Origin of the sequence: Xanthomonas sp. NCPPB 4467 (assembly GCF_041475665.2) — a bacterium.
GTDB classification, from domain to species: domain Bacteria; phylum Pseudomonadota; class Gammaproteobacteria; order Xanthomonadales; family Xanthomonadaceae; genus Xanthomonas; species Xanthomonas dyei.
The window spans coordinates 1738900-1757626 of sequence record NZ_CM191260.1; the positions used below are offsets into that span (position 1 = coordinate 1738900).

An 18727-nucleotide genomic window follows, 5' to 3' on the forward strand; every position below is an offset into this window, starting at 1 on the left:
TAATATTTAAATCCATAGCAGGGGATTTCATTTGCGCAAGGCGATCAGGTGATCTTTCTCGGGTTGTTAGGAAAGGTGGCCAGACAAACCTGAGTAGGCGTGACCCACTTCCATGCCAAAGGGTTTTCAAGTCCCCAGGCAGCGCACGCCCAAACCGTGCCGGGAGGGCACCAGCTCGGCGCCAGTGCTTGGGCAAGCAGATACGAAGAGGGTTCCTCGTCCACCACTTCAAAAGTGGGAAGCTTTCGGCCCTGGCGATAGGCCCACTTTGCTTGTCCGCATTCGGTTTTCAGTTCCACGTGCGGGTAGTCCTTGGGGCTGGTCCATCGCCCGCCCCAGTTCAATCCCACGATTTCTGACAGTTCCCCAAATCGCAGGTAGCCGGCCATCACGTGCGGATCGTTCAAGTTCCAGCTTGGCTCGCCATTGACGAAAATGGCTGCGTCCAACGCCAAGCCGTAATTGTGACAAGAGGACCAAGCCCCAACACTCGTGACGCCGCTGGCCGACGCCATCAATGCTGCTTGGCGCTCTGGGCTTCGATACCCCTCTACCGGCCGCACGTCAAACCCCTCTGCTGCCAACTGGGTTAAGATGGCTTCTACCTTTTCCCGCAACGAGGGCGAAACCCCTTTCCAGATTCGCTCTTGCTTGGGATGAAAGAGACGGTAAATGGTGCCGTGTTGCTTTGGGGTTGTCCAACTCAGAGATAGTGGCGTTGGATTAGAGGGGGCGGGTTTGATGGTTGAACAACCAGCCACCGCCATTAAAGCGATTGCCGCTGACACGGGAAAATATTTGCTGCGGGGTTTCATGCTTTCCTCCCAGAAAGATATGGATGCTTTCAGGGGTATTGGATTTTTAGAAAAGCGCAAGAGGCAGAAAAGAAAAAGCCCCCAGGAATGGGTTTCCAGCTTCCTGAGGGAGGAGGTCAGAACGCCGGAAGCCTGGGGGCTTAGTGAGCTGGGAAGGAATGAAACCCAGGCTCAGTTAAATCGATAGCATGCAAGGAGGGGAAGTCAACCTGGGGCGATCACGCTAGGGCATGGAGGACGTCGTAGCAGTGGCGTAGCAACTGCGATTCTCAGCGGTTGAAATCCAATAAAATTCCTTTTAAAAACAGATATATAAAATCATACGCCCGTGATGCTTCATCAGCGGGGTGTGCTCGGGAGCCCCGCTGCTGGGCTTGGATTTGTCTTTGGTGTCAGTGCTTTGCAAGAAACGTCTTCCGAAATCTGGGCCCGGTGGGGCAAGCGGTGGCGTGCAGGGCGTGCGGCGTCGGCCTGCCGTGTACTGCGAAAGGCCGCTGCGGTGGTCGGGGCGACCGGTGGAAGCCGAGTTTAAGCCGAGCGGGCTGGAACCGCGATCCAGGGTGCAGCACTGGACGCTTGGGCAGACGTACAAGGGGAGCGATGCCGATGGGGTCAGAACGCCTGGTTCGGTGCCCGGGTTCGGTGTGAGACATCCGCTGCCAATCGGGCCAGTGCAGCTTGCGATGATCGTGCAGAGTGTCGCGCCCGAGCATAGCCGATTTTTTGTGCGGAGGTTGTCGTGTGAGCTGGCCATGTATCCGCGTCCAGGGTGTCGTCTCGGTGACAGCCTGCGACTCTTTATCCCTAAGGCGGAAACTGGGATGGATAATGGTTCCGCTTAAGTAACCATGTGTTGATTATGCTGGAATGAGATCTGCCTCGAGAAATTGATGTAAATCTCGAAGTTTCTGCAGGTGACCTCCGATGGTCTTTGGAAGATCTGCAGAGCATCACTTTGTGATGCATGTCTCGACGGATCTGCGTGCTCACCTGCAACTCTCGTGAAGAGTTGAGTTTTTCCATCGGTAGCGATCTACGGCGCCAGCGGAAAAACTCGCGATCGATTGCAAATGTCTTTGAAAAATCGTCGAGGTATTAATAAAAATCTCCTGCTATAAGTGCTAAGTTCCATCTCGTTGTGGATGATAACGCTCGAGGTCCGTCGGCTCTTTGCCAGCATCGCCGGTTTAGGATGCCGCAAGGGTTAGCTGCGTCCGATAGCTGCAGTCGCTAAATAAGCTGTGCGCAAGCATGGTGCGCGTTGTCGCTGGCTAGAAAATATGCGTTGAAGACCTTTCATTTAATTGAAAGTTGAATTTCTATGGGCGGAATATGGGGGTGCGATATGTTGAGTAAACTTCATCATGTAGGTTATCGCTGCCGGGATGCGGCAGAGACAGTGGGTTTCTATGTCGATACCCTGGGTTTGAAGTTTGCGGCGGCACTGATCGATCACGTTCCTTCCAGTGGTCTGAAGGCAACGAACAATAATGTCTTCTTTGAAATGGAAGACGGCAGCTATATCTGTTTCTTCGAGGTGCTTGGCAGTGCGCTGCCGCTGGTGCCGGTCGAGGAAGACTGGGCGCAGCATCTGGCCCTTGAAGTACGCGACAGCGAGCGGGCCGACGTACTCTGCGCTCGCTTGCGTGCCAGCGGGGTCGAGGTGGAAGGGCCCGTGATCCATGACGTGGCCGGGGATGGACGGCATGCCGAACTGGCCAGGTCGTGGTATTTCCGCGACCCGAACGGGCATCGCCTGGAGCTGATCGTCAAGCCGGAGGTGGCGCAAACGGCCATCTGGGACGATCTGGAGAAGATGGCCTACGCCAATCTCGCCGCGTGGACGCAACTGAAAAGGGAGCATCTGCTTGGATGATGCTGGCCGGTTGAATGCAGAGCCCGCCCTGGCTTCGCAGCGCCGGAAAGGCACGCGGACGGTAACGGCGAACTACTGGGACTACATCAAGGTCGAGCAGCTGCTGGCCTTGCAGGGAGGACTTGACGATGACGAGGCAGCGGTCAGCAACGACGAGGCCTTGTTCATCAGCGTGCACCAGGTCCACGAGCTGTGGTTCAAGCTGGTGCTGCGCGAGTTGACCTTTACGCGTGACCTGCTCAATGCACCGGAAGTGGTAGGGCATCAGGTCGTTGCCGGGGTGCGTTCGCTCCGTCGTGCGATCACGGTGTTCGAGCAGGCAAACCAGCACTTTCGACTGATGGAAACGATGACCGCGCGCGACTTTCTGGAGTTTCGCGAGCGGTTGACGCCTGCCAGCGGGTTTCAATCGGCGCAACTGCGCGAGATCGAGATCCTGCTAGGCCTTGAAGATGCACAACGCATTTCCATCGGCGCGGGTTCCTATCGCGATGCGCTCAAATTGCCGGATGGCAGTCCTTCGACTGCCGCGCAGCGCGTCGACGCGCGCGCCAAGGCCGGCCCGTCCCTCAAGCAGTGTCTGTATGCATGGTTGGCTCGGCTACCGATCGATGGCGGCACCACGCCGGCAGCGAAGGAGCGCTTCGCGCGTCGCTACATCCAGGCGATGCGCGCGGACAGCGAGCGTCGCTGGCGTCTGGCCGCCGAGCGTGGCGGCAGTACAGAAGAGCTGCAACGGCTGCGTGCGCGGCACGCGGCGGAAGACGACAGCGCCCAGGCGTTCCTGCTGGCCGACGAGCATGCGCAGCTCGACGCGCCCGCCCACGACGCACACCGTGCGGTACGTGCGGCCTTGGTGTTTGTCGAAAGTCATCGTGAGTTGCCGCAGCTTGCGTGGCCGCGCGAACTGCTGGAAAGCGTGGTCGAGCTGGAACAGGCGATGTTGATCTGGCGGCAGCGGCATGCGCGCATGGTGGAGCGCTTCATCGGCCGTCGCGTTGGCACGGGCGGTTCCGCGGGTGTGGACTACCTGGATCAGACCGCGCTGCGCTACCGAATTTTTGCCGAACTGTGGACGGCGCGCTCGTTGTTGCTGCGCATCTCCAGTGTGCCTGCGCTCGACAACCCGGACGGGTATGGATTGGCGATGGAGGGCGGCCGATGATGCCGGGGTTTGTGGTCGCCACCCGTTTGCCATTTGCGTACGACCTGCCGCCATGCCTGATCGATGCGGACGCAGGGTGTGCGCCATGACCGATGCGTCGCAGGTGCTGGTGGTCGGCGGCAGCATCGCTGGCTTGATGAGCGCACTGGCGTTTGCCAGGCACGGCTACCAGGTGACCGTGCTTGAACGCGACGGGGTCGTCGGCGGGTCATCGCTGGCGCGCGATGCGCATCTGCCCACGCAGCGGTGGTGGCGCAAAGGCGTGCCGCACGCGCGTCATACGCATGCGCTGGCCGCGCTGGGGCGGCAGGTGCTGCGCGAACGCGCGCCGGATATCTGGCAGGCGTTGCTGGATGCCGGTGCGATCGAGATGCCGTTCGGCGCAACGCTTGCGCCAGGTGTCGCTGTGCCTCGCAACGATGATCCGGAGTTGTTCGGTCTGTCGACGCGCCGCTCGTTGATCGAGGACGTCGTTCGTGCGGTGGTGCTGGCAGAGCCGAACATCACGGTTCACGACGCAACCAGCGTTCACGGCCTGCTGGTTCGCACCGACGACAGTCCACTGGTGGAAGGGGTGTGCAGCTCGCGCGGTGAGCTGCGCGCGGCGCTGACCATCGATGCGCTGGGGCGCGGCTCGGCGTTCGGCAAATGGTTGCGACAGGCCGGTGTGCAGACGCCCGATACCTTGGTGGACAACTGCGGGCTCGCATATTTCACGCGGTGGTATCGCTGCCGGCAGCGGCCGAACGTGCAACTCACTGCGGGTTTTTCGGTGGGTGGCTATGCTGCGTCCAGTGGCTGCATCGTGTGTCCCGCCGATAACGGCTATGTCTCCATCACGCTGATGGCACCGCATGGCGATAGCGCATGGCATGCCATGGTTGAGCCAGCGGTGTTCACTGCAGCCGCATGCGCACACGCCGGCATCGCGCCCTGGCTCGACGCTGGCGTCTGCGAGCCGGTGTCGGATGTGCTGCGCTGGCCAGTGTGCGAAAACCGCTATCGGTCTGCGGTGGCGAGCGGCATGCCGACCGTGGCTGGGACCATCGCGGTCGGCGATGCGTTGTGCACCACCAATCCGACCTATACGCGCGGCATGTCGCTGGCGATGCGCTATGCATATGCCGTCGCCGATCTTGCGCATCGCGAAGGACTGGATGACCCGCTGCGGTTTGCCATCGATGCCGACGCGCTTGCACAGCGTCTTGTGCGGCCCTGGTACGTCGATAGCGTGGCGCAAGACCGCACACGCAGCGCGCTGTGGGCCGGCGAACCGCCTGCATTTCAGCACCCGGATGCGATCGGCTTGCAGCATATCGCTGCGGCCGCGCGCCATGATGCAGTGGTCTGGCACGCATTGGCGCGGCGCACGGGAATGCTTGAAGACCCATCTGCAATTTTCAATCGGCACGACGTCGTCACGCGGGTGCGCAGTCTTGCCGCGACACCTGCCGTGCCATCGTCGGCCGCACCTTCGCGAGAGACGCTGCTGCAGCTGATCGCTCAGCACCGCGTCACGGCCGAACCCACCCTTGTTTCCTGATCTGCCGTTGCCGAGAGGACGTGTCTGATGCAATCACCGTGGGAATCCGACGCACCGGCTGTGCGGATGAAGCAGCGTTTTGCGCTCGATCCAGGCGTCGCCTGTCTCAATCACGGCATGCTGGGGGCATGCCCCAACGCTGTACTGGAACGCCAGGCGGCGTTTCGCGCGCAGATCGAGCGGCTGCCGTCTGTGTTCATCCTGCGCGATCTACCGCGTTTGCTGGATGCCTCGCGCGAGGCGCTGGCCGGGGTCATCGGCGCCGATCCAGTCGACCTGGTGTTGCTGCCCAACGTGACCACCGCATTGAGCGCGGTGCTGCGCTCGCGTTCTTTTGGGCCCGACGACGAGATTCTGACTACCAACCATGCGTATTTGTCTGCACGCAATCTGCTCGACTTTGTCTCCGGCAACACCGGGGCCACCGTCGTGGTTGCGCAGGTCGGCGTGCCGGTGTCGGACCCGCAGCATGTCGTGCAGGCCGTGCTGGAACGGGTCACGCCGCGCACGCGGCTTGCCGTGTTGGATCACGTCACCAGCCCGACCGGGATCGTATTTCCGATCGAAGCCCTGGTCGCTGCGCTGGCCGAACGTGGCATCGATACAGTGGTCGATGGTGCGCATGCACCAGGCATGTTGCCGGTGGACGTGCAGGCGATCGGAGCGGCGTATTACGCGGGCGATTGCCATAAATGGCTGTGCAGCCCGCGTGGTGCGGGATTTTTGCATGTGCGTCGCGATCGTCAGGCGGGCGTGCATCCGCCGGTGATCAGTCGCGGCTACGGCGACAGCAGCAGCGCTCGCCCGCGCCTGCATCTGGAATTCGATTGGCTGGGTACCTCCGACCCGACGCCGCTGCTGTGCATTCCCGAAGCGATCGTTTTCCTGCGGAACGTGCTGCCTGGCGGCCTGCCTGCAGTGTTCGCACATCACCATGCATCGGCGCTGCGCTGTGCGCAGTACCTGACGGCGCGATTGCCGCTGAAACGTCTGGCCACCGACGACCACCTGGGGAGCATGGTGGCCTTCGCGCTGCCGCCTCGCCTCTGTGCGGCACATCCCGATGCGGCTGCGCTGCAGGACTGGCTGTACGACACCCATGCCATTGACGTGGCAGTGAGCGCCTGGCCAGACGACGCGAGTTACGTGCTGCGCGTTTCCATGCAGGTCTACGCTGCGATGGAGGATGTGGTTCGACTGGGCGGTGCGTTGCAAGGCGCCTTTGCTGCACTGGACAAACGGGATGCGCTGATGCAGGCCGTTACTGCGGGAGTTGCGCGATGAATGCACTCGGGATCGATCGTCAACATGTGCTGATTACCGGCGGTGCAGGAGGCATCGGCGTCGAACTGGTGCACGTTTTTGCGCAGGCCGGTTACAGGGTGAGCTTTACCTACCGCCCGGGGGAGGAGAGCCGGCAACGGGCGCAGGCGCTGCTCGATGAGGTAGGCGAGAACTACGTGCACGCATTAGCGCTGGATGTAGGCGACCGACAAAGCCACGCGCAGCTGATGGAAACGCTGTCTCTGCCGCTGGACATCGTGATCCATAACGCTGGCGTCGGCACCAAGACCGTCGAACGTGCTGCGGCCAGCTACAAGGAACAGGACGAGGTATTTTTCCGGGTCAATACGCTGGGGCCGCTGTGGCTCAGCGAGGATGTGATCCCGAGCATGCTGGCGCGCGGACACGGCAAGATCGTGTTCATGAGTTCGGTGGACGGCGGGATCACGCACTTTCCGCGCTTTCGCGCTGCCGATGGCATGAGCAAGGCGGCGGTGGCGTTTCTGGGGCGGCAACTTGCGGCCACCTACGCCTGCACAGGCATCGATGTCTTCACTGTCTGTCCTGGCGCCACCGACACGCCGATGTTTCAGGCCAGTACCTTGAATGCATTGTCGGACGAACAACGCCAGGCGCTTGAAGCATCGCTGCCCGGCGGGCGCTTGATCGCGCCGCGGGAGATTGCCGACCTGTGCTTTTACCTGTGCCGCGATGAGGCCCGCATTCTACGCGGCGCGGTGATCGATGCTTCGCTTGGGCTGGGCGTGTGCCCGGCCGTCATGGGATAAGGGAGCCTGACGCATGCCTGTGCCGTCGAACAGTTTTTGGGAGCAATGGCTCACCGCGCATCGTGCCAAGCCCGATGCCTGCGTCACCTATTCGTTGTCGCCTTCGCCGCCATTGCAGCGCTATCTGGCGCACCTGGATCCTGCGCAGTCGCTGGACTGGACCGGCGAGGACTATCAAGGCTTGCCACTGCTGCGCGAACGGGTGCTGGCGCAGTATGGGTATGCCAGCACATGCGGGTTGCAGGATGTGCTGATCACCGCCGGCGCGCAGGAGGCGAACTACTTGGTGCTGACGCAATTGCTCGCTGCCGGCGATGAGTTCGTCATCGATGCACCGGGGTGGCAGCAACCGCTGGTGCTGGCACAGCAAATCGGTGCGGTGCCCAAGTTGGTGACGCGTTCGGAGGCCTCCGGCTGGGCACTGGATATCGACCAGCTCGAAGCGCTGGTCACGCCCAAGACCAAGCTCATCTTCCTGTGCAATCCCAACAATCCGACCGGACGCGTGGAGAACCTGGCTACGTTGCAGCGCATTGTGGCTGCGGCAGAGCGCGTGGGTGCCTACATCCTTTCCGACGAGGTCTATCGCGGCCTGGAGTGGGACAGGCAGGAGACGCCACGCATCGCGACCCTTTACGACCGCGGCGTGAGCACCGGCAGCGTGTCGAAGCTACTCGGCCTGCAGGGGCTGCGTACCGGCTGGCTGGTGACGCGCGACCAAGCCTTGCTCAATGCGGCGATGGTCCTGCGCGAAAACACCAGCGAGATCATGAACGTACTGGGGGAGCGCATTGCCGAGGTTGCGCTGCGTCCGGAGCATTTCGACGCTGCGGTTGCGCATTCGCGTGCGATGGGGCGGATGCGGATCGATCTGCTGGACCGCTTTGTGGCCGAGCAGCCGGCACTGACATGGCAGCGGCCGCAGGCGGGGCTGCTTGGTCTGGCGCATCTCAACCTGCCGATCGATGCCGATACGTTCAGCAGCCGCCTGCTGGCGCCGCCGTACAAGACGTTTGTGATGTCCGGCGGTGCGTACGCCTGCCCGCAGCACCTGCGGTTGGGGGCCGGCGGTGTGTCGCCTGAGGAGCTGGAGCTGGGTCTTGCGCGGATGGCGCAGTTGCTGGCCGAGTGGAGCTGATCGTTGTCTCGTCGTCATTGATTGGAGGGCAATCGGGTGCAATGCAGAAGGCCGGTTGCTCACGCAGCCGGCCTTCGTATTGCGCCATCTCTTGTTAAAAACGCCGGCTTAGAACTCTTGCCAATCCGCACCATTGCTCGACGCACTGGCGACTACCGCTTGCCTGACCGGGCGCTTGATCGATGTCGCGGCAACGCGTGGCTTCGCTGCGGCAACGCCGGCCGGCTTCCTGGGATGCAGCACGGTCGGTGCAGCTGCGCGCACACCTGACGGGCGTTCGGCTTCGATCTTGAAGATCGACACCGCCTGCCTGAGCTGCACGGCCTGTTCTTCCATCGAGCGTGCGGCGGCCGTTGCCTCTTCCACCAGTGCGGCATTTTGCTGCGTGGTTTCGTCCATCTGGGTGACGGTGAGGTTGACCTGTTCGATCCCGGCCGACTGCTCCTGCGAGGCGGCGGAAATTTCGCCCATGATGTCGGTGACGCGCTGCACGCTGGCCACGATCTCGGCCATCGTGGTGCCGGCGCTGTGCACCAGTGCCGAGCCTTCGGCCACGCGCTCGACCGAATCGTCGATCAGGCTCTTGATCTCCTTGGCCGCCGCGGTGGAGCGTTGGGCGAGGGTGCGCACTTCGCTGGCGACCACCGCAAAACCGCGACCTTGTTCGCCGGCGCGTGCGGCTTCGACCGCTGCGTTCAGCGCCAGGATGTTGGTCTGGAAGGAGATGCCGTCGATGACGCTGATGATGTCGGCAATCTTCTTGGACGAGGCTTCGATGCCGGTCATGGTGCCAACGACCTTGCTGACGATGTCGCCGCCCTGCGAGGCGACGCTAGCGGCACCGATGGCCAGCTGATTGGCCTGGCGTGCATGTTCGGCATTTTGCTTGACGGTGGAGGTGAGTTCTTCCATCGATGCGGCGGTTTCTTCCAGGTTGGCCGCCTGCTGCTCGGTGCGCTGCGACAGGTCCTGATTGCCGGCGGCAATTTCGCTGGCGGCCGAATTGATCGACACCGCCGAGTGCTGGATGCGCCCGACAATCTCGGCCAGCTGTGCGGCGGTGGCATTGGCGTCGTCGCGCATCTGTGCGAACACGCCCTTGAAGTCGCCGCTCATGCGGGCAGTGAGATCGCCCGCCGCGATGGACTGCAGCAGCGACGACAGCGACTGCAGATTGCCATCGGCGGTGGCCATCAGCTGGTTAAGGCTGTCGACCATGATGTGGAAGTCGTACTGGAAGCGGTCGGCATCGCCGCGTGCGCTGAAATCGCCGTTGGCCGCCGACTGCGCCAGCTGCTTGATCTCGACATTCATCGCCGACAGATTGGCCTTGACCTCGTTCATGGTCTGGGTGAGTACGGCTTTTTCGCCGGGCAGCGCGTCCATGCTCTCGCTCAGGTCGCCAATCGCATAGCGGCCCATGATGCGCGCAAGCGTGGTCTGCACCGCAAGATGCGAGGCGACCAGGGTATTGGTGTCCTGCGCCATGCGGCCGTAATCGCCGGGAAATGCGTTGGCATCGATGCGGAAGCTGATCTGCCCATCGTTGTGGCGCTTGGCCATGTCGCCCTGTGCGCTGAGCAAGGCTTGCAGCTGTACCTGCATGCCGCTCATGGCACGCAACAGGCGGCCGGTTTCGTCTTTTGCATCGGTCTGGACGTTGTTGTCCAGCTGACCGTTGGCGATGGCTTCGGCGGCCTTGGTGGCGCGTGCCAGCGGCTGGGTCAGGCTGCGGGTGATCAGCCAGGCGAGCAGGCTGCTGATCGCCACGACGGCGACTCCGCCGATCAGCAACAGCAGCTTGGCGCGGTTCATCGACTGCACCGCTTCTGCGTAGGCCTCTTGGCTTTGGACTTCCTGACGCGTCACCAGTTCACGAATCTTGTCTTGCCACGCCGTCGTGGCAGGACGTGCTTTCTCACTGAGCACTGCTTGCGCCTGGGTGTTGTCGTTCTTGGCAGCCAGCGCCATGACCTCATCGTTGAATTTGCCCGCTACAGCACGGCGCTCGTCCATCTCCGCGCGGATCTTGCGTCCGGCCTCCGAGCTGGAAAGCGTATCGAGCTTGGCACGCAGGTCGGTATACCGCTGCCGCTGACTCTTGATGGTTGCGACCGCTTCCTTGTTGAGTTCGTCGCTGGTCGTCATGGCGTAGGTGCCCAGCGCAATCAAGATCGACGAATTGGCATCGAGCATGCTGTTGCCGATCTCGATCTTGGCCATGCGGTCCAGCACGATGAAATCGAATTGTTTTCTGGCATTGGCCATGGAACTCAAGCCAATTGCCACAAGCAGACTCGACAGCAGGATCAGGATTCCAAACGCGGCGCCGAGACGGCGGCCGACGTTATAGCGTTGCAAATAAGCGGTCATGTGGATGGTCCTGATGTCCATGGGGAAGGCACCGATCGACCTGTGCGTGAAACGCATGTGATGAATCGGCAACTGGATAGCGACCAACCGGCACAGAACTGAAATCCTGCGGTCGAGCTCGTATTTAGCCGGTATTGCCGGGTTGTCGGGGAAAAACCGACTGACAATGCAACGGCTTTCTGTGCTGCGTTGTGCAGACCATTGCGCAGCGGGTGGCCGGCCAAGGGCAGTGCACATTGCCATTGGCGTGCACGCGATACGCTCGGGCTCTATCAACGCTCGCGGTACGCTTGGCATGGACACTCGTAACGAGGAATGGATGCGCGCAGTCACCGATGCGCTCAGCGATCTGCTGGCTGCACGTGTTGCGCAAGCCACGCTATTGGAAGCGATGCTGGTCTCGCATCCGGATCCGGTCACGCTTCGCAAAGCGTGGGACGAACTATCGTCGCAACGCATCGCCTACGTGGCGCAGCAAAAAGCGGTAGCCGACGATCCACGTCCGATGGACGGTTACACGCTTGCGCAGTTCCAGGCCTGGGATGAAAAGCTCAATCGGTATTTTCCACGCGATCCGGATGCCGGAAGCACTCAGGCTTGAGTACCTGGATCCAAGCGCAGCGCAATGACATGACGCTGTCGCCCGGCCTGCTGGACACGACATGGCGGCACGGTGTCTGCTGCCGTTTGCTGCTTGCCATCACCGAGCAGCCAGTCTCGCCCCGTAGCCACGGGGCGAGTTGCTTCAGGCCACTGCTGCGCGTGGCGTGGCCGCTTTTGCAGTGATACGCAGGGTGGCCGACATCAGGCCAGGGGCGGTGGCCTGCAGCACAATGTCGCCCGTCTTTTGCGTTGTCTGCAGCAGCGCTGCGCACAAACCATTGAAGGCATTGCGTTGCGGCGCCTTGTCGTCTTCGTGGCTGCCGGGGTCGCCGTTGCCCACGCCGATCAGCTGCGCGGGGCCGCGCAGTGCGAAGTGCACTTGGTTGTCGGCATCGGGGACCAGGCGGCCTTGCGCATCGACGATCTCCACTTTCACGACTGCCACATCTTCGGCATCGGCGCGCAGTGCGGTGCGATCGCAACTCAAGCGGATCGCTGCCGGTTTGCCGGCCGTTTCGCGGCGCTCGGTGAGCACCAGTTTGCCGCCGCGATAGCCGCGCGCTTCGATGACGCCGGGGGCGTATTTCACCCGCCATTCGACATGGCCGTAGGCCGGCACCTGCTGCAGGCCCTGGCTGACGCCGTTGACCAGCAGCTCCACCGCGTCGAGATTGCTATGGCACCAGACGGCGAGGTGGCCGTTGTCGTCGGGCTGCAGCAGGCCGTCCCAGTTCCAGTGCGGGAACAGATGCAGCACTGGTTCGCGCGTCCACTGTGCGCGGTAGTACCAGTAGTTGTCCTTGGGGAACCCGCAGCTGTCGAGCATGCCGAACTGCGAGGCGACATTCGGCCAGCGGTTGTAGGGCGTTGGTTCGCCGCGGTAGTCGAAGCCGGTCCAGATAAAACCGCCAGCGATGTACGGGCGTTGCGCGACGTAGCTCCACCACGCTTCTGCGGTGCTCGCCCACCAGGGGTGGTCCAGGTCGTAGGCGCGGGTATAGCCACGTGCGTCGTCGCGCTGATAGTTGCCGCGCACCGACACGGTGCTGCCGGTTTCGCTGCCGTAGATGGGGATATTGGGGTATTGCGCGTGGAAGCCGTCCATCTGGCTGGTGCGGTAATTGAAGCCGACCACGTCCACCACCTGTCCCACGCCGTCGCCGAAGCCTTTGTCCATGGCAAAGGTGGTGGGGCGGGTGGGGTCGAGCTGGCGCACGCGCTGCTGCATGCGTGCGACGATGCGCGCGCCGCGCTCGGTCACCTGCTGCGGTTCTTCATTGCCGAGCGACCACAGGATTACGCTGGGATGATTGCGTCCACGGCGGACCATGGTTTCCAGTTCGCCCATCGCTTCGGGGTCGGTGGACATGCGGCGGGTTTCTTCGATCACGAACATGCCCAGGCGGTCGCACAGGGCAAGCAGTTCGGGGGTGGCTGGATTGTGCGAGCTGCGATACGCGTTGCAGCCCATCGACTTGAGCTGGCGCAGGCGCCATTCGTGCAGGGCGTCGGGGATGGCGGTGCCGACGCCGGCATGGTCCTGATGGTTGTTGGTGCCGTGCAGCTTGAGGGGCGCGCCGTTCAACAGAAAACCGCGCTGCGCGTCGAACGCGATGCTGCGCACGCCGAAGGTGGTGGCCACCGCATCGGTGGCCTTGCCATCGCTGTGCACGCTGGTGGTGAGGGTGTAGAGCTGCGGGGTGTCGATCGACCACAACGCCGCCTGGCCCAACGGGAGGGTCTGTTCGAGCTGTTGCACCTGGCCCGGCGCCACCGTGATGGATGCACTCACCGCTTGCGCCACCACGCGTCCATCGGGTGCGGTGATGCGGGCCTGTACGCTGCATTGGCGCGAGGCGGTGCCGTCGTTGCGCACTTCGGCTGACACCTGCGCAGTGGCGCTGTCGCCCTGCACGGTGCTGCGCACGAACACGCCATCTTGCGGCAGATGCAGGGGGTCGGTCTTCTGCAGCCACAGATGCCGATAGATGCCGGCGCCTTCGTAAAACCAGCCTTCGCCCAACGTGGCATCCACGCGCACGGCGATGAGGTTGGGCTTGCCGTAGTCCAGCACTTCGCTCAGGTCGACCTCGAAGCCGCAATAGCCGCTGGCATTGCGCCCGACGATGTGGCCATTGCAGAACACCACGCAATCGCGGAACACGCCGTCGAACACCAGGCAGATGCGCTTGCCCAGATCGCTTGCGGGAATCTGCAGCGTGCGCCGATACCAGCCCACGCTGTTTTCGGGAAAGCTCGTTCCCAACGCCTTGTAGCCGTGTGCCGCCGCCGGGTCTTCCTCGGTCATCGAAGCGGAGATCGGCTCCGGGCGGAAGGGCAGGGTCACGGCCCAATCGTGCGGCAGATCCACCTGCTGCCAGCTGCTGTCGTCGAAGCTCAGTTGCGCAGCGGTGGCGGTGTCTTTTCCGGCCTTGGCGAAGGTGCGCTGGAAGGTGCCGAATTCGAAATCGCGCGACGGGTCGCTGGCATGGCCCAGATGAAAGCGCCAGCCGAAGTCGAACAGCAGCCGCTCGCGTGGCGCCAGCGTTGCGTCACCTAATGGGCCAGCCGGTGGTGTGTTTTTGGCAGTCGCCGATGCGGCGCCGGCACTACCTGGCACCAGCGCGGTAGCCGCGCCGACCGGAAGTGCGGCGCTCACACCGCTTGCAAGCATGCCGCGCAGTAGCTCGCGGCGATTGATGCCGGTCATGGTTGTGTCCTCGTGCTGGCGCCTGCTGGGTGTGCCGATGCAGGTGTGTGCGCTGCGGGCGTGTACGAGGGCGGCGCGCCGGTGTATGGATGGTGCATGAAATCGATCGCCGGCAGCACGTCATTGCCATGCTTGAAATCGAAGAAGCTGGCGTTTTCCCACGACGAACCGGTACCCCAGCGCGTCTTGCAGCTGCTGCTGGTCCATGCCGGTTCCCAGTACACGACGCCGGCGCCACCGGTATCGATCACCAGCTGGGTCAGATCGATCATGTACTTGGACTGGCCTTGCGGCGTTGCCGGGTAGCCGGCAATCAGCGCGTCTTCGCCGAGCAGGTTATGCGAGGTGTCGCCGGACTCCAGCGTCCACGGGTAGGCGGTTTCCACCACCACCACGTCGGCATCAAAGCGGCCACGCAAGCGCTGGATGGTCTTGCCCAGCTGCGCCATCGACTGGGTGGACCACTTGCGGTAGTAGCTGATGCCGATCAGGTCGAAGTCGGTGACGCCGGCCTTGGTGGCGGCGGCGAACCACGGCTCCACATTCTCCGGCTGGGCGATATGCAGCATCACCCGCGGTTTGATCGTCGAACGCGCGCTGATGTCGCGCACTGCCTTGATGCCGGCGTTGAACAGCTTGGCGTTGCGTTGCCAGTCGATAGGGCGCTTCTTGTCCCAGGGCTGGCTGTCCATCAGATCGGAATTGCTTTCGTTGCCCACCTGCACCAGCTCCGGCATCAGCCCGGCGCGATCGAGCGCGCTGAGCGTGTCGTAGGTGAAGCCGTAGAGCGTGCGGGCCAGTTCGTCGGTATCGGTGATGCTGGCCCAGGCCTTGGGAATCAGCTGTTTTTCGCCGTCGGCCCAATCGTCGGAATAGTGCAGGTCCAGCAGCACCTGCATGCCTTGTGCACGTGCGCGCGCAATGGTCTTTTTGACGTCGGTCAGGTCGCTGTACTTGGTCCAGCGCGCATCGTTCCACAGCCGTACACGCACCAGGTTGGCGCCATGCGCATGGAACAGTTCGAACGGATCGGTGACCACACCGTTCTCGCGGTATTGCACACCGCATTCCTCCATCTCGTTGACGTAGGACAGGTCCGCGCCGAGATACAACGTGGCGGGAGGCTGGGCGGCGTGTGCGGAAACGGATAATGCCAACGCCAGCAGCGTCGGCGTCCAGAAGCGGCGTGTAGAGCGCATGTCATTCCTCGACAAATCAACCATGGAGCGGCCAACAGCATGCTGCATGTGGCCATCGTGCAGCGCAGGCGGTGTGCGGAAGCGCAACCAGAGTCGCAGTGCGTTCCCGCGGATCGACGTCACTGGCCTGCTGCCCGGCGCAGCAGGCGCCGGATGCGTCTGTGGGGGCGATCGAACACGACGGTGCAGGCGGCAGGTACATGGTGGCCTGCACAGAACCGGCAGGTACAACGCGTACCTGTCGGTTCCTGCGTGCCGTGCATGCATTGCCGGCGACTGCGCGTCATGCGTCCGCGATGCTTAGAAGCGGTACGTCGCTTCCAGCTGGTAGCGACGGCCGAACAGCTGGTAGCCGCCATCGTCCTGATTGGCCAGACGGTTGGGCTTGTTATCGGTGTAGGCGCGCAGCGGCTCGTTGGTGAGATTGCCGGCCTGGAAGCGGAAGCCCAGCTGCTTGCTGTACTGCCAGTTCAAGCTCAGATCCACGGTGCCTTCGCTCTGCAGGCGTGCCAGGCGCGCGGCATTCCAGCCGTACACCACCGTGTAGGGGCTGTGGTACTTGTAGCCCACGCGCGCTTCGAAGGTGCCGTTGCTGTACCACAGGTCGAAGGTGCCGGTCTTGCGGGCCAGGCCGCTCAGCGGCAGCGGGTTGTTTTCCGGCGAGAATTCCTTGAGGTTGGAATCGACCAACGAATAGTTGGAATAGACGCCGAAGTTTTCCATGTGCGGGATGAAGAAGAACGGCGTCTGGAAGGTGAGTTCCACACCATTGATGTAACCGCCGCCGCCATTGAACGGCGCGCTGACCAGGTAATCCAGGCCGTTGATCACTTCGCGATCGGTGCGGTAGCCGATGCTGGAATCCACTTCCTTGCGATACACCGCCAACGCCGCCAGCGCTTCTTTGTGGAAGTACCACTCGTACGACACGTCGACCTGGGTGGCCTTGAACGGGTCCAGCTGCGGGTTGCCGCCGCTGCCGGTCAGCTGGCCGACGGTCACGGTGGGGTCGTCCAGGCGACGGCCGGTGCGCAGCTCGTCCAGCGGCGGGCGTGCGATCACCTTGGCCACCGCAAAGCGCAGGATGCGTTGATCGTCGATCAGGAAGTTCAGCGTCGCGCTGGGCAGCACGTCGGTGTACTCCTTGCTGTCGCTGCTGGCCTGCACGGTGCCGCCGACCGAATCGAAGCCGTCGCTGCTGGTCTTGGTATTGACCAGGCGCACGCCGACATTGCCGGTGACATCGGTACCGAACAGCTGGGAGCTGAAGACCGCCTTGGCGAAGGCTTCGCGCACGTCTTCCTTGACGTTCCAGTGGTCGAGCATCTGCTCATTGAGCGTGCTCGGATCGAAGCCGCCAAACCCGACGCGCGCGATCTCGCCCAGGTTGCCGCCGGTTAGCGTGGGCACATTCAAGTCCGGCATCGTGACCGGGTAGATCAAACCCTGATACGCCGAGATCGGCTGGTCGTAGCCGGACTGGTTGCTGATGAAATGCCGGTTCTGCTTTTCGCGGCGTGCGGCGCGCGCGCCGAATTCCAGCGAGGTGAACGGGCCCGCATCCACCGCACGGCTGGCATTGAGCGCCAACGCGGCGATCTTGTCGCGCAGTGCCTGCGGTTCGGTCTGCCCGGCGATGCCGTATTCGGGCGTGTCCGAGCTGGTGCTGATGGTGGGCGTGACGCTGCGGCGGAAGTCGAACGACACCGTGTCCGGATTGCTGCCGAAGCGCACCGCTTGCCAGGTGTTGTCGCGCTTGGCCTGCGAGAACGACAGGTCGCTGCCCAAGGTCCACACATCGCCGTTCCACTTGGCATTCAAACCACCGGCGGTGAGCGTCTTGACCTCGTTGTAGTGGCTGACCACATGGTCGACCTGCAGGTTGGAATTGGCCAAGGTGCCGGCCACCACATCGCCATCGACGATGGTGTATGACGAGCCCGGCGTGGTGTACGGGTTGGTCGCGCCGGAGAAGGTGCTGAAGGCCAGGCCGTTGAACCAGTTCTGCAACTGGTCTTCGTCGATCTCGATGCGCGAATACAGGCCGTCGAACTTCAACTCGAAATTGCCCGAGCGCCACTGCACGGTGCCCATCGCGCCGGTGCGGGTCTGCTCGATCAGCTTGAGCTGGTCGGCCGCGCCGAATGGGGTGGGGTCCACGGTGCCATCGCCATCGACGTCGCGCGAGGTGGTGGCATCGGTGTAGCCCCAGCTGCCGATCGACGAGCTGGCGTTCTTCTGTTTCTGATAGGTGGCGCCGAAGGCCACGGCCAGATTGTCGTTGAACTTGTGCACCCAGCTGGCGCCGAAGCGGCTGCCCCACGGGGTGTAGCCGTCCACGTCCTTGGCGTGGTCGTAGAACACCGGCCCGGCGGTGCCGACAAAGCCGGGGCCGGTGTAGTCCAGCGGGCTGATGGTGGAGATGTCCACGGTCGCCGCCAGGCCGCCGGCGATCAGGTCGGCCGACTGGGTCTTGTAGACCTTGACGGTGGAGACGATCTCGGTGGGGAATACTTCCCAGCGCACTGCGCGATTGGGCTCGGACGAGGCGATCTCGCGCCCGTTGACGGTGCCCATGGTCATGCGCGGGCCCAGGCCGCGCACGGTGGCCAGGCTCTCGTTGCCGCGGTCGCGGGTGCCGTTGACGCCGGGCAGGCGCACCAGCGCTTCGGCCACGGTGACGTTTGGCATCTGGCCCATGTTGTCTGCGGAAATCACTTCCATGACGTGATCGGACATCTGCTTGGCCTGCACGGCCTGATTCAGGCTGGCGCGCTGGCCGATCACGGTGATGTTGTCCAGCGTCACCGGGGCCTGCGCGTTGCTGGCGGTGTTGCTGGTGGTGTTGGCCGGCGGCGCGGCGGGCGCGGTGTCCTGTGCCTGCGCACTGAACGCGGTGGCCAGCACGCAGGCGATGGTGGTGCAGAGGACGTCGCGGACCGGCGTGCGGCGCAGGCGCCGGCTTGCCGAATGACCGGTGTGGTGAACAGGCATCGGTTGATCCCTCCCAGGACTAAGTGACCGAATAAGGTGATGGCGGCTGCTGCGGCCCGCCGGTGCCGACCTGGGGCTGGCGCGATCGAGCGGACGTGGCGTGGTGCGGTGGTGCGGTGACGGTGAGTGCGTTGCTGTGGCGCTGTCGCGATCGACGATCGCGCGGGCGTCCCCCTGTCCTGCATGTGTCCGCTTCAGGGTAGAAGCGCGAGTCATTCCATTCCAATGAAGCATTTTGC

General features: G+C 63.0%; 12 protein-coding genes. 7 read left to right on the top strand and 5 right to left on the bottom strand.

The features are described from left to right. Positions 1-44 precede the first annotated feature (44 nt). Positions 45-815, bottom strand: a complete 771-nt coding sequence (locus tag ACCQ06_RS07615) for a M15 family metallopeptidase (RefSeq protein WP_316691605.1) — start codon at positions 813-815, stop codon at positions 45-47. Between the two features lie 1345 nt (positions 816-2160). Here ACCQ06_RS07615 and ACCQ06_RS07620 point away from each other — a divergent pair. From ACCQ06_RS07620 to ACCQ06_RS07645, 6 genes are all read left to right on the top strand, one after another. After that, positions 2161-2691 (top strand): VOC family protein, encoded by a 531-nt coding sequence (locus ACCQ06_RS07620; protein WP_316691606.1) that lies wholly within the window; start codon positions 2161-2163, stop codon positions 2689-2691. 10 nt (positions 2692-2701) lie between these two features. Continuing rightward, positions 2702-3856 carry a tryptophan 2,3-dioxygenase family protein gene (locus ACCQ06_RS07625; RefSeq protein ID WP_316691607.1) on the top strand — a complete coding sequence of 385 codons (1155 nt, stop codon included), beginning with the start codon at positions 2702-2704 and terminating at the stop codon, positions 3854-3856. Positions 3857-3941: 85 nt separating this feature from the next. Continuing rightward, positions 3942-5399, top strand: coding sequence for an FAD-dependent oxidoreductase (locus ACCQ06_RS07630; RefSeq protein ID WP_316691608.1), 1458 nt, complete (start codon positions 3942-3944; stop codon positions 5397-5399). 66 nt (positions 5400-5465) lie between these two features. After that, positions 5466-6683: an aminotransferase class V-fold PLP-dependent enzyme gene (locus tag ACCQ06_RS07635; RefSeq protein ID WP_316691609.1), complete on the top strand. Its 1218-nt coding sequence runs from the start codon at positions 5466-5468 to the stop codon at positions 6681-6683. Beyond that, entirely contained in the window at positions 6680-7471 is a 792-nt protein-coding gene (locus ACCQ06_RS07640; RefSeq protein WP_316691610.1) for an SDR family oxidoreductase, read from the top strand. The genes ACCQ06_RS07635 and ACCQ06_RS07640 overlap by 4 nt, the downstream gene beginning before the upstream one ends. Positions 7472-7484: 13 nt before the next feature. Continuing rightward, complete coding sequence (locus tag ACCQ06_RS07645; protein ID WP_104614096.1) at positions 7485-8609, top strand: aminotransferase class I/II-fold pyridoxal phosphate-dependent enzyme; 1125 nt, start codon at positions 7485-7487, stop codon at positions 8607-8609. Positions 8610-8717: 108 nt separating this feature from the next. Here ACCQ06_RS07645 and ACCQ06_RS07650 read toward each other — a convergent pair whose 3' ends face one another. After that, on the bottom strand, positions 8718-10982 hold the full coding sequence (locus ACCQ06_RS07650; RefSeq protein WP_228322700.1) for a methyl-accepting chemotaxis protein: 2265 nt from the start codon (positions 10980-10982) through the stop codon (positions 8718-8720). A gap of 295 nt (positions 10983-11277) precedes the next feature. Here ACCQ06_RS07650 and ACCQ06_RS07655 point away from each other — a divergent pair, with 295 nt between their 5' ends. Further along, entirely contained in the window at positions 11278-11583 is a 306-nt protein-coding gene (locus ACCQ06_RS07655) for a hypothetical protein (RefSeq protein ID WP_104614094.1), read from the top strand. A 144-nt stretch (positions 11584-11727) separates the two neighbouring features. Here ACCQ06_RS07655 and galA read toward each other — a convergent pair whose 3' ends face one another. From galA to ACCQ06_RS07670, 3 genes are all read right to left on the bottom strand, one after another. Next, the gene (galA, locus tag ACCQ06_RS07660) at positions 11728-14295 is read right to left on the bottom strand and encodes a beta-galactosidase GalA (RefSeq protein WP_316691611.1); all 2568 of its coding nucleotides are present in this window, start codon (positions 14293-14295) and stop codon (positions 11728-11730) included. Continuing rightward, positions 14292-15494, bottom strand: coding sequence for a glycoside hydrolase family 53 protein (locus ACCQ06_RS07665; RefSeq protein ID WP_228322698.1), 1203 nt, complete (start codon positions 15492-15494; stop codon positions 14292-14294). The genes galA and ACCQ06_RS07665 overlap by 4 nt, the downstream gene beginning before the upstream one ends. 300 nt (positions 15495-15794) lie before the next feature. After that, positions 15795-18488, bottom strand: a complete 2694-nt coding sequence (locus ACCQ06_RS07670; protein WP_316691612.1) for a TonB-dependent receptor — start codon at positions 18486-18488, stop codon at positions 15795-15797. Positions 18489-18727: the final 239 nt, after the last annotated feature.